Origin of the sequence: Polynucleobacter sp. AM-26B4 (genome assembly GCF_018882285.1) — a bacterium.
Classification (GTDB): Bacteria; Pseudomonadota; Gammaproteobacteria; order Burkholderiales; family Burkholderiaceae; genus Polynucleobacter.
Window position 1 is genome coordinate 1,544,921 of record NZ_JACVOT010000001.1, and the last position, 19,618, is coordinate 1,564,538.

Genomic DNA, 19,618 nt, shown 5'->3' on the forward strand with positions numbered 1-19,618 from the left:
TTGTTTAGCTGTCAGCCAAGCTGACAGAAAGCTGCTTTAGGTCATCAGGGTAAAGCCAGCGCCATTCGCCTTCAGCCAAATCAGCTGGTAAGTGATATTCGCCAATCGATAGTCGATGTAATTGAGCCACGTGATTGCCAACAGCTGCCATCATTCGTTTGACTTGGTGATATCGGCCTTCAACGATAGTCATTTCTAAAACTCTGCTGGAGCGCTGCACACAGGCTTTGGCAAAGCACGGCTTGGGATCATCATCTAAAACAACCCCTTTCAAAAGGTGTTGAATTTGTCCTTCAGTTAAATCATCCGCAGTGGTGATTTGATACACCTTGCCAATGTTCTTTTTAGGGGTGGTCATGCGGTGAATGAACTGACCATCATCTGACATCAAGATCAAACCAGTCGTGTCATGGTCTAAGCGTCCAACACACTGAATGCCACGCTCAACCAAAGGTTGCGGAAGTAGGCCGTAAATACTTGGATGATGGCTGGTTTTGTGGGAGCATTCATAGCCGACTGGCTTATGGAATGCTACATAGGCTTTTTCATGAAACTCCCATGACTCCCCATCCACCTCAAGCTGTAAATTCTCGGTCGGGATTCTTTCATCAGGGTCTTCAGCCAAAATGCCATTGACCTTGACGAGCTCGGCATAAACCAGGTCGCTGCAGTAGCGACGCGTTCCAAACCCTTGGCTAAAAAGGATTTTTTCTAAAGAAAGGGGTTTTGCCATGCTGAGTAAAGAATATCTATAATGGTGAAAAGCGAAATATTACAGCCTTACTTGCTTCAAATACTGAATCCCTGAGGAGATGATAGTGCCAGTTATTACCAATATTGAAGATTTGCGCATTTTGCATAAAAAAAGAACACCTAAGATGTTCTATGACTATGCAGATTCTGGTTCTTGGACTGAGTCCACTTATCGCTCAAACGAATCTGACTTTCAAAAGATCAAGCTGCGCCAAAAAGTGGCTGTGAACATGGAAAACAGAACGACCAAAACAAAAATGATTGGTCAAGAAGTGGCGATGCCAGTGGCATTGGCTCCAACGGGTTTAACTGGTATGCAGCATGCTGATGGCGAGATCTTGGCTGCCAAGGCTGCCGAAAAGTTTGGTGTGCCATTCTGTTTATCAACCATGAGTATTTGCTCTATTGAAGATGTCGCAGAGCACACCACCAAGCCTTTTTGGTTCCAGCTTTATGTCATGAAAGATCGTGGCTTCATCGAGCGCTTGATTGATCGTGCGAAAGCAGCCAAATGTTCTGCTTTGGTACTCACACTTGATTTGCAAATTCTGGGTCAGCGTCACAAAGACCTTAAAAACGGTTTATCTGCGCCACCGAAATTAACGATTCCAAACATCATCAACATGATGACCAAGCCACGTTGGTGCATGGGCATGCTCGGCACGCAACGTAGAACCTTCAGAAACATCGTTGGTCACGCAACAGGTGTGGGCAATATGTCATCTTTATCATCTTGGACAGCAGAGCAGTTTGATCCAGGCTTGAATTGGGGTGATGTGGAATGGATTAAAAACCGTTGGGGTGGCAAGCTCATCATCAAGGGTATTTTGGATGAGGGTGATGCACGTTTGGCGGCCAACTCTGGCGCCGATGCTCTGATTGTTTCTAATCACGGTGGCCGTCAGTTAGATGGCGCTGTTTCTAGTATTCAGGCCTTGCCTGGCATCGTCGATGCGGTTGGTAAAGACATTGAAGTGTGGATGGACGGCGGCATTCGTTCAGGTCAAGATGTTTTGAAAGCTTGGGCATTGGGCGCTAAAGGTACCTTGATTGGTCGTCCTTTCTTATATGGTCTTGGTGCCATGGGTGAGGCTGGTGTGACCAAGTGTCTTGAAATCATTCATAAAGAATTGGATATCACCATGGCCTTCACAGGACACAGAGATATTCAAAACGTCACCAAAGACATTTTGTATCCAGGTACTTTCTAAATAGCCTGTTCTTTGCTGAGATTCACTGAAAATAAGCGACCTGGGTCGCTTATTTTCTTTCTATTTGGTGAGATTGCCCGACCTGCGGTATATTCACTTATATGATGAATCCCAGTACCTTGAGCGATAGTATTCAATTGGCTGTAGCGCCAGTTTTCTTGTTAACAGCAGTGGCTGGCATGATTGGCGCCTTGACTCAGCGCTTGGCTCGTGTGATTGACCGAGCTCGAGTGCTTCATAAAGAACTCATGGATGAGAATCTTAAGCCCTCAATCCGAGCATCTTACGATCAAGAGTTAAAGAACATTGCTACCCGCGGACGCTTCATCAATGTCTCAATGATCTTTTTGGTCTTGTGCGCCATCATGATTGGATTGACCATCTTGGAATTATTTTTCGCTGAAACAAGCGGTGGAAAACTGATGGTGTCAGCATTTGTCCTCTATACATTTGTGGCTGGTATCGGCTCATTCATTCTGGCTTTGATTTCTCTCTTGATTGAAGTGCTGATCGCTTCTTATTCGATTCGTTGGAAACCACACAATTAATCCATACTTCTAGATTCAAATAAACAATAAATAAACAATAAATAAAAAAATCAATACAAAGATAAAGACAAAAAAGAAAGAAGACACCATGACCATCTACCAATACAAAGACAAAGCTCCAAAAATTCATGATTCAGCTTTTGTCGCTAAAGAAGCCACATTGATTGGTGATGTGATTTTGAATGAAGATGTGAGTGTCTGGCCTGGTGTGGTGATTCGTGGTGACAATGAGCCCATCACAGTGGGCAAGGGCAGCAATGTCCAAGAAGGCACAGTGATGCACACGGACATGGGCTGTCCTTTGACTTTGGCTGAAAATGTGACGGTGGGCCATCAGGCGATGTTGCACGGTTGCACGATTGGAGAGAACTCATTGATTGGTATTCAAGCGGTGGTGCTCAATCGTGCGGTGATTGGTAAGAACTGTTTGGTCGGTGCTGGTTCAGTGGTGACCGAAGGAAAAGTATTCCCAGACAACTCTTTGATCCTAGGCTCACCTGCCAAAGTGGTTCGTGAACTGACGCCTGAAGCGATCGCCGGTCTCAAAGCCAGCGCAGAAAATTATGTGGCTAAAAAGAACTTATTCAAAGCCCACTTGGTTGAACTTCCAAGCAAATCTTAAATCCATCAGATGATTTCTGGCTTAGTCCAAATCTTATTGTGGCAAGGCTTGGGAGAGCTGATCTCTCATTTCTTCTTGCCCATCATTCCAGGGCCGGTTATAGGTTTGGTTTTTTTGTTGATTTTCTTGATCATCAAAGGGCACGTTAATTCATCTTTGGCCTTGGTCTCTGATGCCTTCAGTCAGCACCTAGGTGTCTTGTTCATTCCAGCCGCTGTGGGTGTGATCTTATTTTTGCCTCAGCTAAAAGCCAATGCGCTTGCTGTGATTTCTGCTCTGTTGGTGAGCGTGGTGGCGACCATTGTGGTGACCGCAGTTGTACTGCGTTTCATTTCAAAAAAGGATTCACATGAATCCCAATGATTTGCAGATCGCAGAAATTTGGGTCTATCTTTCTGGTAGTCCCTTATTTGCTTTGATCCTCACGTTGACTGCTTATCAAGTCGGTAGCTTCTTTTATCAAAAGACTGATCGCAATCCCTTGGCCAATCCCGTAGCAATTGCTGTGATTTTAGTGGCCATCGCTTTGTATTTGGTGGATATGCCATATCAAAAGTATTTTGAGGGCGCTCAGTTTGTGCACTTCTTATTAGGTACAGCCACGGTATCTTTGGCCATTCCAATTTACCGTGGGGTGGCAGCACTCAAGGCTCGCGTATTTCCTTTGTTGATTGCCTTGCTCTGTGGCGGTGTCGTATCGATTGTCAGTGCTGTTGGTGTGGCCACATTCTTGGGTGCTGACAGTGCCATCATCGGTGCCTTCTATCCTAAATCAGTGACTGCACCGATCGCGATGGGTGTGGCTGAGCGCTTAGGAGTATCGCCAACACTGACCGCTGTATTTGCTGTGATCACTGGCATCCTTGGTGCCATTCTGGGCAGCCATATTCTGAATCTCTTAGGCATGAAGCAGTGGTGGCAAAGAGGTTTTGCCATTGGTGTGGCAGCGCATGGCATTGGCACATCAAGAGCCTTTGCCGTTCATCCAGAAGCTGGCACCTATGCCAGTTTGGCCATGGGTCTACACGGCATCTTGGGTGCCTTGCTCATACCGCTTTTAAAAAATTACATTTGAGCTTTTAATAAAGCATCCGCCACTGATAGCAAGAGGCGGTCTCTGCCTCTTCGAGCCACTAATTGAACGCCCACTGGCATGCCATTAGGTCCCTTGAATAATGGCAAGGTAATGCACGGCAAACCCATCAAGGTCCAAACTCGACAGAAGATGGGGTCTCCGGTTGAGGTATGACCATGAGGTGCTTCGCCGATCGCACTTGGTGCAATGATCACATCAATCTCTTGACTCAATAATTGATCAATTGACATGCGAGCCTGTTCAGCCACTATCAAATCCGCGTTGTACTGCTCGTAAGAAATGGCAGCACCTTGTTTGATCAAACCGCGCAACTGTTGGCTCAACTCTTCTGCATGATTGGTTTGCTCAAAAGAAAAGCTGCGAGCACTCTCTGACCACATGATTCTACCTTGCAGCTCTGACATCTTTTTAAAGATCGTTGGCAGCTTGATTTCAGGAACTGAAACTTTGAATAGATCTTCGGCTAAAAGAGCAGCATGGGCGATGGCAGCCACAGTGTCTGCTGAAGCCAAATGACCATCGTAGGTCAGGCAAGTGGCAATGCGAGGTTTTTTGCTGAGCTTATCAAGCTTGGCTAATTCAGTATCACCAGACATCACAGCCACACACAAAGCAGCATCTTCAACAGTTCTACTGAAACTACCCAAAGTATCTAAAGAGGGCGATAAGCTTTTGGCGCCACCTAAACTGATTTTGCCGTAGGTAGGCTTGTATCCAACCACGCCACAGAAAGCGGCTGGTCTGATTACTGAAGCAGCTGTTTGACTGCCAGTGGCCAATGGAATCATCTCATCGGCTACGGCAGCAGCAGAGCCACTGGATGAACCCCCTGGGGTGTATTCAGGGTTGCGAGGATTTCTGGTTTTGCCGCCTTTAAAGGTGGCAAATTCAGTAGTAACTGTTTTACCTAACAAAATGCCACCAGCTTGACGCATCAATGAAATGTGTACGGCATCACTGTTGGGGCGATTGTTCTCGTAAATAGGGGAGCCATAACGCGTTGGAAAGTCGTGGGTGTCAAACAAATCTTTCGCGCCAAATGGCAAGCCGTGTAATAAGCCTTGATTCGCAGAACGATCCAAATAGCGGGCTCTATCTAAAGCCGCTTTGAAATTTGTTTCTACCCACGCTTGAGTAGAAGATTCTTTGTCTTCGATTCTTTCAATACAAGAGCGAAGTAGTTCTTCAGAACTTAATTGATTGGCCTGAATTTTTTTAGCAGCTTCAGTGGCTGAAAGTTGGTATGGTTTTTTCATGGCTAAATCTTACATCTGAACAACCATTTGTGCTTCAATCATCTTATGAACAATTCATTACCTGCGTGGATAAGCATCGATGGCGATTCTGCCGATAGCTTCATCATTGCTTTGCATTGTCAGCCAGGGGCTAAAAAGACTGAGGTCCAAGGTGAACATGATGGGAGACTCAAGCTCAGATTAGCAGCACCTCCCGTTGAAGGGAAGGCCAATGAAGCATTGATTCAGTGGTTATCCAAAACACTTGAAATTCGTCGAGCCAATATTGAACTGTTGGCGGGTGACTTAAGTCGACTCAAGAGAGTAAGAGTTCAAGGAATCACGGCCGAGCAAATTAAGACCATTCTTTTAAGCTAAATATTTCCCCTTGCAAGTACTGGGGTATTATTTATAAAATACATAAGTAATTACAATCCTTCCTTCTTTAAAGGGAGACTAGATTCAAATACTTATTGAACGTCACGAATGGATGGAACAAAGATCAAATTGATTCTTGTTCAAGATATTTTCACTCATTGTCACTGGCTGCATTGTTATCAATAGCAGGACTACCGTTTTCTGGAGCTGAAATCATTGAATATGCTTTGAAAGCATCAATTTTATTGACTCTATCAATCGGACTTTTCTTGTTGGGAGCTTATTTATTGAAAGGACAGAAAAATGGATAAAAATACTTATTTTTATGTAACGGTTGGGATTATTGTTTTATATGCTTTGGCAATATTTTTATTTGCTGCCCGCTCGGCTCGACACCTACAAGACACTCAAAATATTGATCTTTGAACTTCAGTTCAAAGCAGTGTGATTACTTCTTTTTATTGATTGGCGCTCTTGCACCAGGCTTTGAACCAGTGCTTAAGCCTCGGGCTGAGCCTGGGCGACCAGAAGCGTTGCCTATGGATTTGGCGCCAGTCTTAACACCCGTTGCACGTGGCGGTAAACCAGTGTGTTGCGTCATGATCTTGCCGCGACCAGGTTTTTGAGGAACTGAAAAATCTCTTGGGTTGTGAGCAACGGCTGTAGCCGCAGGTTTGCCAAATGGCTTACCACCAGCCAGCCCCATTGAAGAGTTCTTGCGACGTGGACTTTGGTAACTACCATCCGTGGTTGGTTGATAGTTTGGTATCAAATGATGCTTGCCATTACCAATCAAATCAGCGCGACCCATTTTTTTCAAGGCTTCTCTTAGCAAAGGCCAATTGTTGGCATCGTGGTAACGCAAGAATGCTTTGTGTAAACGACGACGCTTTTCGCCTCTGACAATGTCCACTGTTTCACTGTCACGCGTGACTTTGCGCAATGGATTTTTGTTGGTGTGATACATGGCTGTTGCTGTTGCCATTGGAGAAGGGTAGAAGGTTTGAACTTGATCAGCTCTAAAACCATTCTTCTTCAGCCAAATCGCCAAATGCATCATGTCTTCATCGCTGGTGCCTGGGTGGGCTGCAATGAAGTAAGGAATCAAATACTGTTCTTTGCCTGCTTCTTTAGAGTATTTATCAAACAACTCTTTGAACTTATCGTAAGCGCCCATGCCAGGCTTCATCATTTTTGATAAAGGACCTTGCTCGGTGTGTTCAGGGGCAATCTTTAAGTAGCCACCCACGTGATGAGCCACAAGCTCTTTGATGTACGCCGGCGCTTTAACCGCGAGGTCATAACGAACGCCTGAACCAATCAAAATCTTTTTAATGCCAGGTAATGCTCTGGCGCGACGGTATAACTGAATCAATGGCGTGTGATCAGTGTTGAGATTCGGGCAGATATCTGGATAAACGCAAGATGGTTTACGGCAGTGCGCTTCAATCTCTTTAGATTTACAAGCGATGCGGTACATGTTGGCGGTTGGGCCACCCAAGTCAGAAATGATACCTGTGAACCCAGGGACCTTATCACGGATATCTTCAATCTCTTTGATGATTGAATTAGATGAACGATTCTGAATGATTCGGCCTTCGTGCTCGGTGATTGAACAGAATGTACAGCCACCAAAACAGCCGCGCATGATGTTCACTGAAAAACGAATCATGTCCCACGCTGGAATCTTGGCATCGCCATAAGATGGGTGCGGGGCTCTGGCATAAGGTAAATCAAACACTGAATCCATCTCTTCGGTGGTCAGTGGCACAGCAGGAGCGTTCAACCAAACATCTCTGACAGAAGCGCCTTCACCGTGTTGCTGAACCAATGCACGGGCATTGCCTGGATTGGTTTCTAAATGAAGCACGCGACTGGCGTGTGCGTAAAGCACTGGATCACGCTTCACAGCTTCATAGCTTGGAAGACGAATCACGGTTGTGTCACGCTCTAAACGTTTTCTGGCAGTCGGCACAACGGTAATAGCTTGAACAGCTGGTTCTTGCTCAAGCGTGCCATCGGTCTTTTTACAACTTGTGCCTTGCTCTTTGGCTTGTTCATCAGGCGTTAAGTATGGATTGATTGGAGCATCAATCACACCTGGCACATCTACTGTGCTTGAATCAATTTCTGTGAAACCTGGAGCAGGGTGACGTCTGACAAAAGCAGTGCCACGGATGTCATTGATGTCACCGATCTTTTCACCTTTGGCTAAGCGATGGGCAATTTCAACCACGGCTCTTTCAGCATTGCCATAAAGCAGAATATCGGCTTTCGCATCAATCAAAATAGAACGGCGTACCTTGTCCTGCCAGTAGTCGTAGTGAGCAATGCGACGCAATGAGGCCTCAATACCCCCCATTACTATAGGGGTATCGGCATAAGCTTCACGGCAACGTTGGGCATAAACCAAGGAACAGCGATCTGGTCTTTTGCCACCCATGCCGCCGGCAGTGTAAGCATCATCACTGCGTACTTTGCGATCAGCCGTGTAACGGTTGATCATGGAATCCATGTTGCCAGCAGCGACGCCATAAAACAAATTCGGTTGGCCTAGGGCCTTGAACGGATCGGCTGATTGCCAGTCCGGCTGAGAAATGATGCCGACACGGAAGCCTTGTGCTTCAAGCAAGCGGCCAATGATGGCCATACCAAAACTTGGGTGATCGACATAAGCATCCCCAGTCACAATGATGATGTCGCAGCTATCCCAACCGAGCTTGTCCATCTCTTCTCGACTCATTGGCAAGAAGGGGGCTGCACCAAAACATTCAGCCCAGTATTTAGGGTAAGAATCTAATCTTGGCGAGCTAGGTATCAGGGAGGGATTGAAAGGTGCGTTCACGGGCTGTATTTTAGGCTTTTTGAGCACTTCTTGCTCGTTTAAACTATGGGCTGTTTGTTCATGACAATTGAGGGCCTCATATCTCTCTTTTTGTCACTTAAGCTTCAAAACCGTATAAAGCCCCTACAAAGTCCACCGCATGCAAAGATCCTTTCTCCTTAGTTCACTGCTGATTGCTGGATTAGGGTCGATTTTGTTCTCAGCTAAAGCGATTGTTGTCAAACTTTGCTATCAATATGGGGTTGATTCCGCCACCGTGTTGTCTTTGAGGATGCTCTTTTCTCTGCCATTTTTCTGGGTGGCCGTGTGGTGGTCATCACGCCATCATCAACCATCCCCGATGGCCATGCGTGACATCTTGAGCATCATCTTTTTGGGTTTTGTTGGGTATTACCTTTCAAGCTATTTGGATTTCTTGGGATTGCAATACATCACGGTTGGATTGGAAAGAATCATTCTTTATCTCAACCCAACAATCGTCTTGTTGATCTCAATGCTGTTTCTGAAAAAGAAAATTCAACCACAGCAGTGGTTGGCTTTGCTTCTTGCTTATGCCGGTGTGATCATTGTGTTTTCACATGACCTTCACACCATGGGTCCATCGATTGCCTGGGGTGGCATGTTGGTATTTCTGAGCGCGATTTCTTATGCCGTCTATTTGATCTTTGCCGGAGAGATTGTGGGGCGGGTCGGCAGCATTCGTTTGGTTGCTTATGCCAGTGCATCGTCCACATTTTTCAGTACCGCTCAAGCATTGATCTTGAACCCTAGTCATTTATGGACCCAAGTTCCTGAGGTTTACCAATTGAGTCTCTTCAATGCTTTGTTTTGTACTTTCATGCCCATGCTGATGGTGATGATCGCAGTGAATCGAATTGGATCCGGTTTGACTGCACAGGCGGGTATGTTGGGACCAATCGCCACGATATTTCTTGGTTGGTTCTTCTTGGGTGAAAAAATCACCATCATTCAAATCATAGGCATGGCAGTAGTGCTCTGTGGAGTGGCGATTCTTGCCACCATGCAAACTGAAAAAAATCAGCCTCGACCTGAGTTGGCCGAGGCTGAGTAATTTACTAAAAATTATTTAATTAAATCGCGACACTTGGGTTCAAGCTGTAAATGCCGGTAATACTTGCTTGAGCAATGATGTGGGGTTTGATTGCAGCCAATGCCTCTGCACCTGTGAATGGACCAGTGAGAGGAATGCTTGGAGTATTCAGAGCATAGACTGTGAAAACATAGTGATGCTTGATCGCATCGTTCCATGGCGGGCAGGGACCATCATAACCATAATAATGACCTTCCATGGATGCGTCGCCTTTGAACCAAGCGGTGTAGTCATTGATGCCTGGTGTACCTACCGGACTCTGCTGTGCTGATTTGCCTTTGGCTGTGATGTTGTTGCTGTGACTACCAGCTGTAATCGTTTGAACTGAATTAGGAATGTTCACCAAGACCCAATGATAAAAATCCACTCGCGGCAAACTGGCTGGCACCACTTTGCCTTCTTGGTTCACATCATCACCTTTGCTTGGAACATCAGGGTCATGACAAATCACTGCAAATGACTGGGTGTCCTTAGGAAAGTCTGACCAAGCCAAGTGAGGATTTTGATTGCTTGATAAGGTGATGTGAGTGCTTGGATCTTTGATCGCAAAAGCAAACTGACCTGGAATAACAGACTGATCTTGAAAACTTGAACTAGTGACTTTCATAAAGCTCCCCAATCAATGACAACAAATTAAATTTTCATCTTGCTGGCTTTTTTTGCGCCGACGATGCCAATCAAGGCTTGCTTGATGCCATCAACTTCTTCTTCGCTCATGGCACCCATGATTTTGCCCAAATATTGAATGTGACGTCTGATGCCACCATGACTTCTCACATTGGGCGTTTCTTTGAGAGCATCTAAGAGACGTTCGGGTATTGGCATTTGTTTCCATTTATCAGGCATCTGACTGATTTCTTCAGCGAGATACTGTCTGGCCTCTAAACGACGCTTTATTTCAGATTTACTCGGCTTTTCGGGAGCCAAATACTCTTCAGGGGTGTTTGATTGCTTCATAATGGTATTTTCGCAGACTCCTGTGAAATTGCACAGAAAACCGAAACATTCATGGCCATTAAATCCACCATCTTCAAAGTCACTCTCTCAGTTGCTGATATTGACCACGCCTATTATGCTGACCACAGCTTAACTTTGGCCAGGCATCCCAGTGAAACCGATGAGCGCATGATGATGCGTTTATTGGCTTTGTCGTTCAATGCCCATCTATTGAATGACCTTTGTCAGGGCGATGGTCAACTGGTTTTTGGAGCTGGCTTGTCAGACCCGGATGAACCAGATGTTTGGTTAAAAGATTTCACGGGTCAAACCCGCTTATGGTTAGAAGTAGGGCAGCCAGAAGAAAAGCCCTTGAGCCGCGCTTGCTCAAAATCAGACAAGGTCGTGGTCTACGCCTACCATCATGCGGCTGAAGTTTGGTGGAAGGGCATTCAGAACAAACTCACGCGCATGGACAAGCTATCGGTGTACCGGGTGCCTTCGGATATTTCTCAAGAATTGGCTCGTTGGGCTGAGCGCAGCATGCAAATACAGGCCACCATTCAAGATGGCCATTTGATGCTGAGCAGCCATCAAGGCACCATCGAAGTGACCTGCGAGCGTTTGAAATAGGCTCGGATAGTCTTAAATCAGACTCAAAAAATCCATCAGAAGTGCTTGGAATAAGCAATTTATCAGCGCTATACTTCAATCATCATGAAAAAAATCATTGTTCTTAACGGTCCTAATTTGAACCTCTTGGGTACACGTGAGCCAGAAAAGTATGGCTCAAGTACTTTGGCGGATGTGGAAACTCTTTGTAAAGACACGGCTAAACGCTTGGGTTTTGAGGTTGAGTTTTTACAGAGCAATCATGAAGGTCCGTTGATTGACAAGATTCAAGAGGCTGGCTTGGCTCACCGCGCAGGCACGGTTCAAGGCATTGTTTTTAATCCGGGTGCTTACACCCATACATCAGTGGCTTTGCATGACGCGATTGCAGCGATGAGTGGTTTACCTGTGATTGAGGTGCATATCTCGAATGTGCATGCTCGTGAAGCATTCAGACATCATTCCTACATCTCTCCAGTGGCCGCCGGCATTGTGGTTGGCTTTGGTATCCAAGGCTACGCTTTGGCCATGGAAGGTTTAGCACAAAAGTCTTGATCAGGCGCAAGCCTTGATCATGCATCAATAGTGGGGCGGTATCTCATCTCGAGGGCTGTTGCCATCTGAGGGCATATTGCTCGCCATCTGCAATTTGAGCGCTTGTATTTCTTTCACCAATAACTCAATGCGTTGCTGTTGCTTGAAGACAGTTTGATTTAACTCTTCAAGCAAGTCTTCAGAAAAGCTCAATTTGATTTCTAAGTTGGTGATGCGTTCGTCTTGATTCATGATGACCTTCTGGTAATAAGGTGAGGATACCGAAGAGCGGCAAAATGAGCAATCTGCTAAATCAGAAGTAAGGCATGCTAGCATCGCCATCTTCAGTCATCATGACAATGGTCGCAGACACTCAATGAACCCACTAACGCCCCGCGTTATCTTTTATTTGGTATTACCCACGATCCTTTGGGCTGGTAATGCCATTGTGGGGCGTTTGGCAGTCGGTGAAATATCTCCCATCATGCTCAATACTTTGCGCTGGTCATTGGCGGCGCTTATTTTGTTGCCCATCGGTTGGAGATTACTCAAATCAGACGGACCTATTTGGCAAAACAAGATTCGTTTCTTTTGGCTTGGTTTGTTAGGCGTTGGCTCATACAACGCACTGCTATACCTTTCTTTAGAAACATCAACACCCATCAATGTGACTTTGATTGGTGGCAGCATGCCGATGTGGATGATCATCATTGGCGCATTGTTCTATCAACAGGCAGTGCAATTCAAACAAATGATGGGCGCTTTGATCTCTTTGTTAGGGGTTGTGATTGTTTTAACCCGTGGTGACTTATCCAGCATCTTGGATATTCAACTCGTGGTTGGTGATTTGTACATTCTCTTGGCCACGATCTTGTGGGGCTTTTATAGCTGGATGTTGAGTCGCCCAGGTAAAAGTACTGAGCGCCAATGGCCTTGGGCTGAGTTCCTGTTGGCGCAAGTTCTTTTCGGCGTGTTTTGGTCAACTGCTTTCTTGGGCGTTGAATGGGCTGCTGATGCGGTGGTATTTGAATTCACACAATCCACCATCGCCTTATTGATCTTCGTGGCAATTGCACCATCGCTGATTGCTTACCGTTGTTGGGGTTTGGGCGTGACAGCAGCAGGACCTGCAATGGCAGCATTTTTTGCTAATTTGATTCCGTTATTCACTGCCTTGATGTCAGCCGCTTTACTCAGAGAGCCGCCTGAGTTATTTCACGGCGTAGCATTTCTGATGATTGTTGCGGGTATTGTGATTTCTTCTTTGAAGAAATCATCAACTGATTAATTCAAAACGACCATCTTCCATTTCTGCTTGAGGTCGAACCCAATAATCATGGGTCTGCATTGATTCATAGACATAGGCCATCTCAAGAGTGGCTTCAATCTTGGCTAAACCAATCACCAAATAAAATCCACCCGTTTTCTTATGGCGTAACTGACTGCCGATGGGGAATAAGCTTGGGTGTGTTTTTCTCATCATGGCGTGACTCTTTTAATTTTCCAAAGTGAAAACTGCGTATAAAAAATAAACATCAATCCCCAAACAACAATTGATGCATAAGCTGCTGTCCAACCGCCATAACCAAAGTAACGACTGATATCCAGAGTTGCTCCGAATAGAGCAGGGCCCACCAATCCTGCACCAAAGCCCATCAAAGAATGCAAGCCCATCGCAGTGCCTTTGATTTCTTGCGGAACGCTGATGACCAAGCCAGCAGTTAGGGTGGCAGAATCTGCCATCACAAATATCCCGTGAATAAAAGCTAGGGCAACAATGACTGTCCAATGAGAATCCACGGACATACCTAAAGTAATACCGCTGATAGCACTGCCAATCATGACCCAATACACCCAGCGATGACGACCTACTCTGAGAGCCATTTCATTGCCGAGGATTGAGGCCGGAATGCTGATGATGTTCACCAAAGCCACAATCAGCGTAGCGCTGATCAAAAATGGTTGCTCAGGAGCGGCAATCGATGCGCAGTAAGTAAAGAATGCCACCAACCAAGCACGTGTCGCAAATAGCTCGAGCGTGTGGGCGCTGTAACCCAACATATAGCCAACCGCTTCTTTCATGGCCAATACTTTTTTCCAGCGAGCCACGGGGAAGGCATCACTCAACTTCATTTGAATATCAAAAATCCCTTTTTCGCCAGGAAGTGCTTTAGTGCCAAGCCAAGCGAGGGTGCCGGCACAAATTGGACCGATGGCAATTAAGATGAATGCCAATGACCAAGAAAACTCTCGAATTAACACTCCAGATAACAAATAAGAACTTCCCGTGCCAAGTCCAAAAAATGCCGTGTAAAAAGAAATGTGACGGGTGATTTCACCAGTGGTCACGCGATCAGAAATTATTTTTAAGCCAGGCATGTACATGGCGGACAGACCTGCGCCATGAATCATCAAAAAGAATAGGGCTGAGTAAAAGCCATTAGCAAAAAATCCCACACCCAGCAAACCTAATCCAGCCGTGAGACCGCCAGCCAAATAAACTTGACGGGTATCGATGCGATCGGTGAGGGTGGTGGCAATAGGCACGACCATCACATAGCCAAGGAAAAAGCTGCTGGCTAAAAACCCAGATTCAAAATTACTCAAGTTCCACTCTGCCTGAATGATGGTCAAGGCAGATGGATAACAAGCAAATCCCAAAAGGGACAGTGCTTGAGTTAAGAGCATTAAGTAGGTGGTCAAAATGGCAGTTGATTAATTGTTATGGTCGAAATGATTTTATCCCTAGATAGGTATTCATGGATAATTGAATTCTATTTATTTGAATCTCGTCCATGCCTGAACTTCGCTCCCAAGCCCTTCAACTGCTGAGCCTTTGCGACCCATCTGAAAAAGGTGCGGCGGTGATTGCTTTGCGCGAGCAATACCTGCAAGGTGGCATCACCATCAATGCCGAGGAACGTTTGACTGAAGCGGACTTTGATATTCCTGGTAGACCTGCAGCTCCCATTTTGGTCAATCCTGGATTGGTCAAGCGTCGCTCGATGGTGACGGAAGAGGGTCGCTCCGTATTGATCCATGCTTTGGCTCACATTGAGTTCAATGCCATCAATTTGGCTTTGGATGCCGTATGGCGTTTCCCCAACATGCCCAAAGAATATTACGAAGATTGGCTAAAAGTGGCTGCAGAAGAAGCCTATCATTTTGATTTACTCAATCGCCATCTACAAAAGAGTGGTTTTAAGTACGGAGACTTTCCGGCTCACAACAGCTTATGGGAAATGGTGAGTAAAACCACTGGATCAATTCTGGCCAGAATGGCTTTGGTGCCAAGAACCATGGAAAGCCGCGGCTTAGATGCTTTGCCACCGATACAAGAAAAGCTCTCGCAAGCCCATGACCAAGAGGCCGTAGCTTTGCTACAGATCATTTTGAATGACGAAATTGGGCATGTGGAAATTGGTAATCGCTGGTTCAATTACCTGTGTCAACAGCAAAGCTTGGATCCAATTTTGGCGTATGCAGAATTGGTTGAAAAATACGATGCCCCAAAACTCAGAGGGCCATTCAATTACGCTGCTAGAAAAGCAGCTGGTTTCACGGATGCAGAATTAGCAGCTCTGCAAATTACTGAAACAAACTAAATTGAAAATTTCTAAAACTTAGTCCGGTTCAATTTGCAGCACATCAAAAGCGGCTTTCAAACGTTTTTCATATTTACGCTTCATCTCAGAAGCTTCTTCATCTGACCAAGTTCTAAAACCTTCTTTTGATTTGATCCCGAACTTTTTTTCTTTCAGGATCTTATTCAAACAAGGTGATATTTCAGTATTGTTGGATAAGCTTGGATAAATTTCTTTCGCAGCAATCGCCATGCCTTCCCATCCAGAAATCTCTTTTTGGGTCATAGGGCCAACTGCTGCATAACGGAAGCCAAAGCTGTAGCGCACCGCTGTATCAACATCCTCGGGTGTTGCAATGCCATCATTGACCAAAGCAAGGGCTTCACGCATCAGAGCATGCTGAATACGGTTGGCTAAAAATCCCGGGATGTCTTGATTGACCAGCACTGGTTTCTTGCCTGTTTCTTCAAACAGTTCGCACACCTTTTTTGCCATTGATGGATCAGATGCTTTACCTAAAACAACCTCGACCAATGGCACGATGTGTGCAGGCATGAAGTAATGCATGTTGAACATGCGCTGGGCTGTTTTTAAACTTTGACTGATCTGACTGATGGGGAAGCCTGAGCTATTGCTACCAATCGGAATATGAGTCGGAACTCTTTTATCCAATGAAGCAAAGATGGTTTGTTTGAGCGCTAAGTTTTCTGTCACAGTCTCAATTACCAAGGCCACATCTGACCAGTCTGACCAATCTTCGATGGTGCCAGTTTGAATTTGCTCATTTGAAATGTCAGATGTACCAGAATCAGAACTCAAACCTTTGGCCAAGCCCATGATTTCGGGAACAGCTGCTTGAGTGCGTTCAATATTCCTGCCCAAAAGAATCACGCCATGGCCGCTGCTGATGAAACCTGCGGCAATGCCCACAGCCATCGTGCCTGTGCCTAAAACAGCCACTTTTTTCATGCTTGTCTCCATTATTTTTATGTCTTCCATCATACCTAAATCAGCGCTTTGATGTTGTTAGCTAAAAGGCATACAAGGTCTGCTGTATTAGGGTTTTAACTGAGTCTTTGAGGTCAAAAACCGCTTTGTTTTATGGCCTAATCGGACTAGGATATAGCTTGCATTTCGAATCAGGAAGTCTTTATATTTAATGAGATTTTTCTAAGTATTTGAAGTGCCATATGAAGCACAAGTAACACCATTAAATATAAAAAATAGAGAGACAGACATGCCCATTATTCAATCCGTTGAAGTCACAGCCGTTAGCGTGCCACTTGATCATGTGACATCCTTTTCTACCAGAACAGTTTCTGAAAGACATTATTGTTTGGTCAAAGTCCGCAGCAAAGATGGTCACGAAGGCATCGGCTTTTGCTACGTTGGTAGTGCTGCAGGAGAATTAGTCAAACTAGCTGTTGAGCAACTCTTCGCACCAAAATTGATTGGTCAAGACAGTCATCGTACTGAAGGCATCTGGCAAGAAATGTACACCGAGTCGATCTTGCAAGGTCGCTCTGGCAGTGTGATGCGCGCTATCTCTATTTTGGACATTGCACTTTGGGATTTGAATGCTCATTCAGTCAATTTACCCTTGCATCGTTACTTGGGTTCGTTTGTGAATGATCGCGTGCCAGCCTATGCCAGTGGTGGTTATTACTTGGATGGCAAAACACCTGCCAAGCTCGGTAAAGAGATGGAAGGCTATGTGAAGTTGGGATTCAAAGCTGTCAAAATGAAAACAGGTCGCTTGAGCCCTAAAGAAGAAGAGGCTCGCTTGAAGGCGGTTCGATCAGCCGTTGGACCAGACATCATCGTGACCATGGATGCCAATAATGCTTGGCGTGATATTCCGACTGCCATGGAATACATGAAGCGCTTTGAGCAATACAACCCATACTGGATGGAAGAACCTTTTTCTCCCGATGCCATTGATCTTCATGCACGCTTAGCAAAACTCACCAGCATCACAATTGCTACGGGTGAGATTGAAGTAGGGCGTTGGCGCCACCGTGACTTGGTCGAGCAAGGCGGCGCAGAGATATTGCAAACAGACGCTGCAGTTTGCGGTGGTATTTCAGAGTGGCGCAAGATCGCTGCCTATGCTGATGTGAAGGGCATTACTTTGAGCCCACATTGGTTCCATGATTTGCATGCCCCATTGGTAGCAGCAACACCCAATGCACGTTTTGTTGAATTCTTCGTGGATGATCAGGTCTTGAATTTCAGACGTTTGATCAACAAACAATTGAAATTCAAAGACGGCGACTTGATCTTGCACACCACGCCAGGTCTTGGTTTTGGCTTTGATGAGAAGGCAGTGAAAAAATATGCGATTGGGAAAAACACATGGACCACAATCAAATAAGTCCTGCCAGAGCCAAGCAATACGTTCAGGAGGTGTTTGCCAAACTGGGCATGCCTCATGAAGACACCTTGATTGCCGCTGAATACATTGTCAGGGCTGATTTGGTAGGTGCTGATGGTCATGGCTTGTTTCGCATGCCTCAGTATGTGCAGCGCTTTTTACAAGGCGGCATGAACATTCACGCCAATATCAAAACCATCAAAGACAGTGGTCCGATGGCCTTGCTTGATGGTGACAATGGTTTGGGTCACTTGGTCATGTCTCACTCAACTGAATTGGCCATTAAAAAAGCCAAAGAGTTCGGGATTGGCTGGGTTGGATCGAATAACGGTAACCACTCAGGCGCTGGCGCACACTATGTGAACAGAATCGCTGATGAAGGCTTGGTGGGTATCTATTTGGCAGTGGGTAGTGCCAATCACATGGCGCCAACGGGCGGTTCCAGTCGTTTGTTATCCACCAACCCAATCGCTTTTGGTGTGCCAGCAGGTCATGGCAAACCGCATGTGATTTTAGATATGGCAACCACGGTCACGGCCTTTGGAAAAATCAAAGTCAAAGCACAAAAGAATGAAGCCATGCCAGTAGGTTGGATGATTGATCAACAAGGTCAACCTATCACCGATCCTAAAAAAGCTGCTGAAGGTACTTTGTTACCGATTGGAGACCACAAAGGTTATGGTTTGGCGTTGATGATTGGCATGTTGGCTGGTTGTATGAATGGTGGAGCCATGGGCAGCAATGTGGTGGACTTCAACAAAGACAGTAGCACTGTGACCAATACAGGTCAAACCATGATTGCGATCAATCCTGACTTCTTCATGGGACAGGATTACTTTTTAAGTGAAGTTGGTCGTGTGGTTGATGAGTTACATGCATCCAAAACTTTGCCAGGCGTTGATCGTATTCGAGTGCCTGGTGAGGGTGCGAAAGCCACGGAAGAAAAAAGAAGCCAAGATGGTATTCCTTTGGCTCCTGAATTGCGCGCAGCATTGAATGAATGTGCGCAAAGCTTGGGCGTTTCTACAATCTAAAAAGAGGTATCAAGCTGTTTTGTTGATTATTTCTTTTTAGATTGTTCGTAGCGCGCTTTGTTTTCTTCATTCGGTGGGTATAAGCCAGGAAGGGCAGCGCCGCCTCTGACTTGCTCCATGATCCAAGACTCAAGATTCTCCTGCTCAGGTGCTGTTGCAACCATCTCATCAACAAGATCAGCCGGTATCAAAACCGCACCGTCATCATCAATCACAATCACATCATTCGGGAAAATAGCCACGCCACCACAGCCAATCGGTTCTTGCCAAGCCACGAAGGTCAAACTGGTGACTGAAGGAGGGGCTGCAACACCACTGCACCAAACAGGCAATTTTGTTTCTAGGACACCAGCCACATCACGAACCACGCCATCAGTGACCAAAGCAGCGACCTGACGCTGTTTCATGCGTTGACACAAAATATCACCAAAAATACCAGCATCAGTCACGCCCATCGCATCAACCACAGCAATACAACCCGCTGGCATATCTTCAATCGCCGCTCTGGTCGAGATTGGAGATGACCAAGATGCTGGAGTGGCCAGATCTTCTCTGGCCGGCACAAAGCGCAAAGTGAAGGCACGACCAACGATTCGACCTTGGCCTGGTTTGAGAGGCATGCTGCCTCGCAACCACACATTGCGCAAACCTTTTTTGATCAACATGGTGGTCAGCGTGGCTGTGGTCACCTTTGAAAGTACTTCAATCACTTTCGGATCTAATGCTTGAACTGGTGTTTTCATAA

23 protein-coding genes are annotated in these 19,618 nt (G+C 45.8%); 13 read left to right on the top strand and 10 right to left on the bottom strand.

The features are described from left to right. Positions 1-4 precede the first annotated feature (4 nt). A complete protein-coding gene (locus ICE88_RS07910) occupies positions 5-733 on the bottom strand; it encodes a pseudouridine synthase (protein ID WP_216251437.1) in 729 nt (242 codons plus the stop codon). Positions 734-818: 85 nt separating this feature from the next. Between ICE88_RS07910 and ICE88_RS07915 the strand changes: the two genes are divergently transcribed. The 5 genes from ICE88_RS07915 to ICE88_RS07935 all read left to right on the top strand — a co-directional run bounded on the left by ICE88_RS07915 (position 819) and on the right by ICE88_RS07935 (position 4,209). Beyond that, positions 819-1,964: an L-lactate dehydrogenase gene (locus ICE88_RS07915; RefSeq protein WP_216251440.1), complete on the top strand. Its 1,146-nt coding sequence runs from the start codon at positions 819-821 to the stop codon at positions 1,962-1,964. A 101-nt stretch (positions 1,965-2,065) separates the two neighbouring features. Continuing rightward, entirely contained in the window at positions 2,066-2,512 is a 447-nt protein-coding gene (locus ICE88_RS07920) for a DUF2721 domain-containing protein (RefSeq protein WP_216251442.1), read from the top strand. Between the two features lie 88 nt (positions 2,513-2,600). Further along, a complete protein-coding gene (locus ICE88_RS07925; RefSeq protein ID WP_216251443.1) occupies positions 2,601-3,134 on the top strand; it encodes a gamma carbonic anhydrase family protein in 534 nt (177 codons plus the stop codon). A 9-nt stretch (positions 3,135-3,143) separates the two neighbouring features. Then, entirely contained in the window at positions 3,144-3,497 is a 354-nt protein-coding gene (locus tag ICE88_RS07930; protein ID WP_216251445.1) for a CidA/LrgA family protein, read from the top strand. After that, positions 3,484-4,209 carry an LrgB family protein gene (locus ICE88_RS07935; RefSeq protein ID WP_216251447.1) on the top strand — a complete coding sequence of 242 codons (726 nt, stop codon included), beginning with the start codon at positions 3,484-3,486 and terminating at the stop codon, positions 4,207-4,209. The genes ICE88_RS07930 and ICE88_RS07935 overlap by 14 nt, the downstream gene beginning before the upstream one ends. Here the strand turns inward: ICE88_RS07935 and ICE88_RS07940 are convergent. Continuing rightward, positions 4,200-5,486, bottom strand: coding sequence for an amidase (locus tag ICE88_RS07940; protein WP_216251449.1), 1,287 nt, complete (start codon positions 5,484-5,486; stop codon positions 4,200-4,202). The two genes, ICE88_RS07935 and ICE88_RS07940, sit on opposite strands and share 10 nt — an antisense overlap. A 45-nt stretch (positions 5,487-5,531) precedes the next feature. Between ICE88_RS07940 and ICE88_RS07945 the strand changes: the two genes are divergently transcribed. Further along, a complete protein-coding gene (locus tag ICE88_RS07945) occupies positions 5,532-5,843 on the top strand; it encodes a DUF167 domain-containing protein (RefSeq protein ID WP_216251451.1) in 312 nt (103 codons plus the stop codon). Positions 5,844-6,291: 448 nt separating this feature from the next. On the opposite strand, the gene ICE88_RS07950 is transcribed toward ICE88_RS07945, so the two are convergent. After that, positions 6,292-8,688, bottom strand: coding sequence for a YgiQ family radical SAM protein (locus tag ICE88_RS07950; protein ID WP_216251453.1), 2,397 nt, complete (start codon positions 8,686-8,688; stop codon positions 6,292-6,294). A gap of 139 nt (positions 8,689-8,827) precedes the next feature. On the opposite strand from ICE88_RS07950, the gene ICE88_RS07955 reads away from it, so the two are divergent. Further along, positions 8,828-9,760 (top strand): DMT family transporter, encoded by a 933-nt coding sequence (locus ICE88_RS07955; protein WP_216251455.1) that lies wholly within the window; start codon positions 8,828-8,830, stop codon positions 9,758-9,760. A gap of 19 nt (positions 9,761-9,779) precedes the next feature. On the opposite strand, the gene ICE88_RS07960 is transcribed toward ICE88_RS07955, so the two are convergent. Continuing rightward, positions 9,780-10,406 carry a YbhB/YbcL family Raf kinase inhibitor-like protein gene (locus ICE88_RS07960; RefSeq protein ID WP_216251459.1) on the bottom strand — a complete coding sequence of 209 codons (627 nt, stop codon included), beginning with the start codon at positions 10,404-10,406 and terminating at the stop codon, positions 9,780-9,782. A gap of 26 nt (positions 10,407-10,432) precedes the next feature. Beyond that, positions 10,433-10,756 (bottom strand): DUF615 domain-containing protein, encoded by a 324-nt coding sequence (locus ICE88_RS07965; RefSeq protein WP_216251461.1) that lies wholly within the window; start codon positions 10,754-10,756, stop codon positions 10,433-10,435. A gap of 51 nt (positions 10,757-10,807) precedes the next feature. On the opposite strand from ICE88_RS07965, the gene ICE88_RS07970 reads away from it, so the two are divergent. Then, positions 10,808-11,368 (top strand): YaeQ family protein, encoded by a 561-nt coding sequence (locus ICE88_RS07970; protein WP_216251463.1) that lies wholly within the window; start codon positions 10,808-10,810, stop codon positions 11,366-11,368. A gap of 84 nt (positions 11,369-11,452) precedes the next feature. Continuing rightward, complete coding sequence (gene aroQ / locus ICE88_RS07975) at positions 11,453-11,902, top strand: type II 3-dehydroquinate dehydratase (RefSeq protein WP_216251465.1); 450 nt, start codon at positions 11,453-11,455, stop codon at positions 11,900-11,902. Between the two features lie 24 nt (positions 11,903-11,926). Here aroQ and ICE88_RS07980 read toward each other — a convergent pair whose 3' ends face one another. After that, a complete protein-coding gene (locus ICE88_RS07980) occupies positions 11,927-12,133 on the bottom strand; it encodes a SlyX family protein (RefSeq protein WP_215289588.1) in 207 nt (68 codons plus the stop codon). Positions 12,134-12,257: 124 nt separating this feature from the next. Between ICE88_RS07980 and ICE88_RS07985 the strand changes: the two genes are divergently transcribed. Then, complete coding sequence (locus ICE88_RS07985; protein WP_216251467.1) at positions 12,258-13,169, top strand: DMT family transporter; 912 nt, start codon at positions 12,258-12,260, stop codon at positions 13,167-13,169. On the opposite strand, the gene ICE88_RS07990 is transcribed toward ICE88_RS07985, so the two are convergent. Then, on the bottom strand, positions 13,158-13,364 hold the full coding sequence (locus ICE88_RS07990; RefSeq protein WP_216251471.1) for a DUF1653 domain-containing protein: 207 nt from the start codon (positions 13,362-13,364) through the stop codon (positions 13,158-13,160). The two genes, ICE88_RS07985 and ICE88_RS07990, sit on opposite strands and share 12 nt — an antisense overlap. Then, positions 13,361-14,584 carry a nitrate/nitrite transporter gene (locus tag ICE88_RS07995; RefSeq protein WP_255535271.1) on the bottom strand — a complete coding sequence of 408 codons (1,224 nt, stop codon included), beginning with the start codon at positions 14,582-14,584 and terminating at the stop codon, positions 13,361-13,363. The genes ICE88_RS07990 and ICE88_RS07995 overlap by 4 nt, the downstream gene beginning before the upstream one ends. A gap of 92 nt (positions 14,585-14,676) precedes the next feature. On the opposite strand from ICE88_RS07995, the gene ICE88_RS08000 reads away from it, so the two are divergent. Continuing rightward, positions 14,677-15,486: a ferritin-like domain-containing protein gene (locus ICE88_RS08000; RefSeq protein ID WP_216251475.1), complete on the top strand. Its 810-nt coding sequence runs from the start codon at positions 14,677-14,679 to the stop codon at positions 15,484-15,486. An 18-nt stretch (positions 15,487-15,504) separates the two neighbouring features. On the opposite strand, the gene ICE88_RS08005 is transcribed toward ICE88_RS08000, so the two are convergent. Beyond that, positions 15,505-16,434, bottom strand: coding sequence for a 3-hydroxyacyl-CoA dehydrogenase family protein (locus tag ICE88_RS08005; RefSeq protein ID WP_216251478.1), 930 nt, complete (start codon positions 16,432-16,434; stop codon positions 15,505-15,507). A gap of 268 nt (positions 16,435-16,702) precedes the next feature. Between ICE88_RS08005 and ICE88_RS08010 the strand changes: the two genes are divergently transcribed. Together ICE88_RS08010 and ICE88_RS08015 are read left to right on the top strand one after the other, a co-directional pair. Continuing rightward, positions 16,703-17,839 carry a mandelate racemase/muconate lactonizing enzyme family protein gene (locus tag ICE88_RS08010; protein ID WP_216251481.1) on the top strand — a complete coding sequence of 379 codons (1,137 nt, stop codon included), beginning with the start codon at positions 16,703-16,705 and terminating at the stop codon, positions 17,837-17,839. Next, a complete protein-coding gene (locus ICE88_RS08015) occupies positions 17,821-18,873 on the top strand; it encodes an Ldh family oxidoreductase (RefSeq protein ID WP_216251484.1) in 1,053 nt (350 codons plus the stop codon). Before ICE88_RS08010 ends, ICE88_RS08015 begins: the two co-directional genes overlap by 19 nt. 26 nt (positions 18,874-18,899) lie before the next feature. On the opposite strand, the gene ICE88_RS08020 is transcribed toward ICE88_RS08015, so the two are convergent. Beyond that, on the bottom strand, positions 18,900-19,616 hold the full coding sequence (locus ICE88_RS08020) for a ribonuclease activity regulator RraA (protein WP_215289568.1): 717 nt from the start codon (positions 19,614-19,616) through the stop codon (positions 18,900-18,902). Between the last annotated feature and the right edge of the window lie 2 nt (positions 19,617-19,618).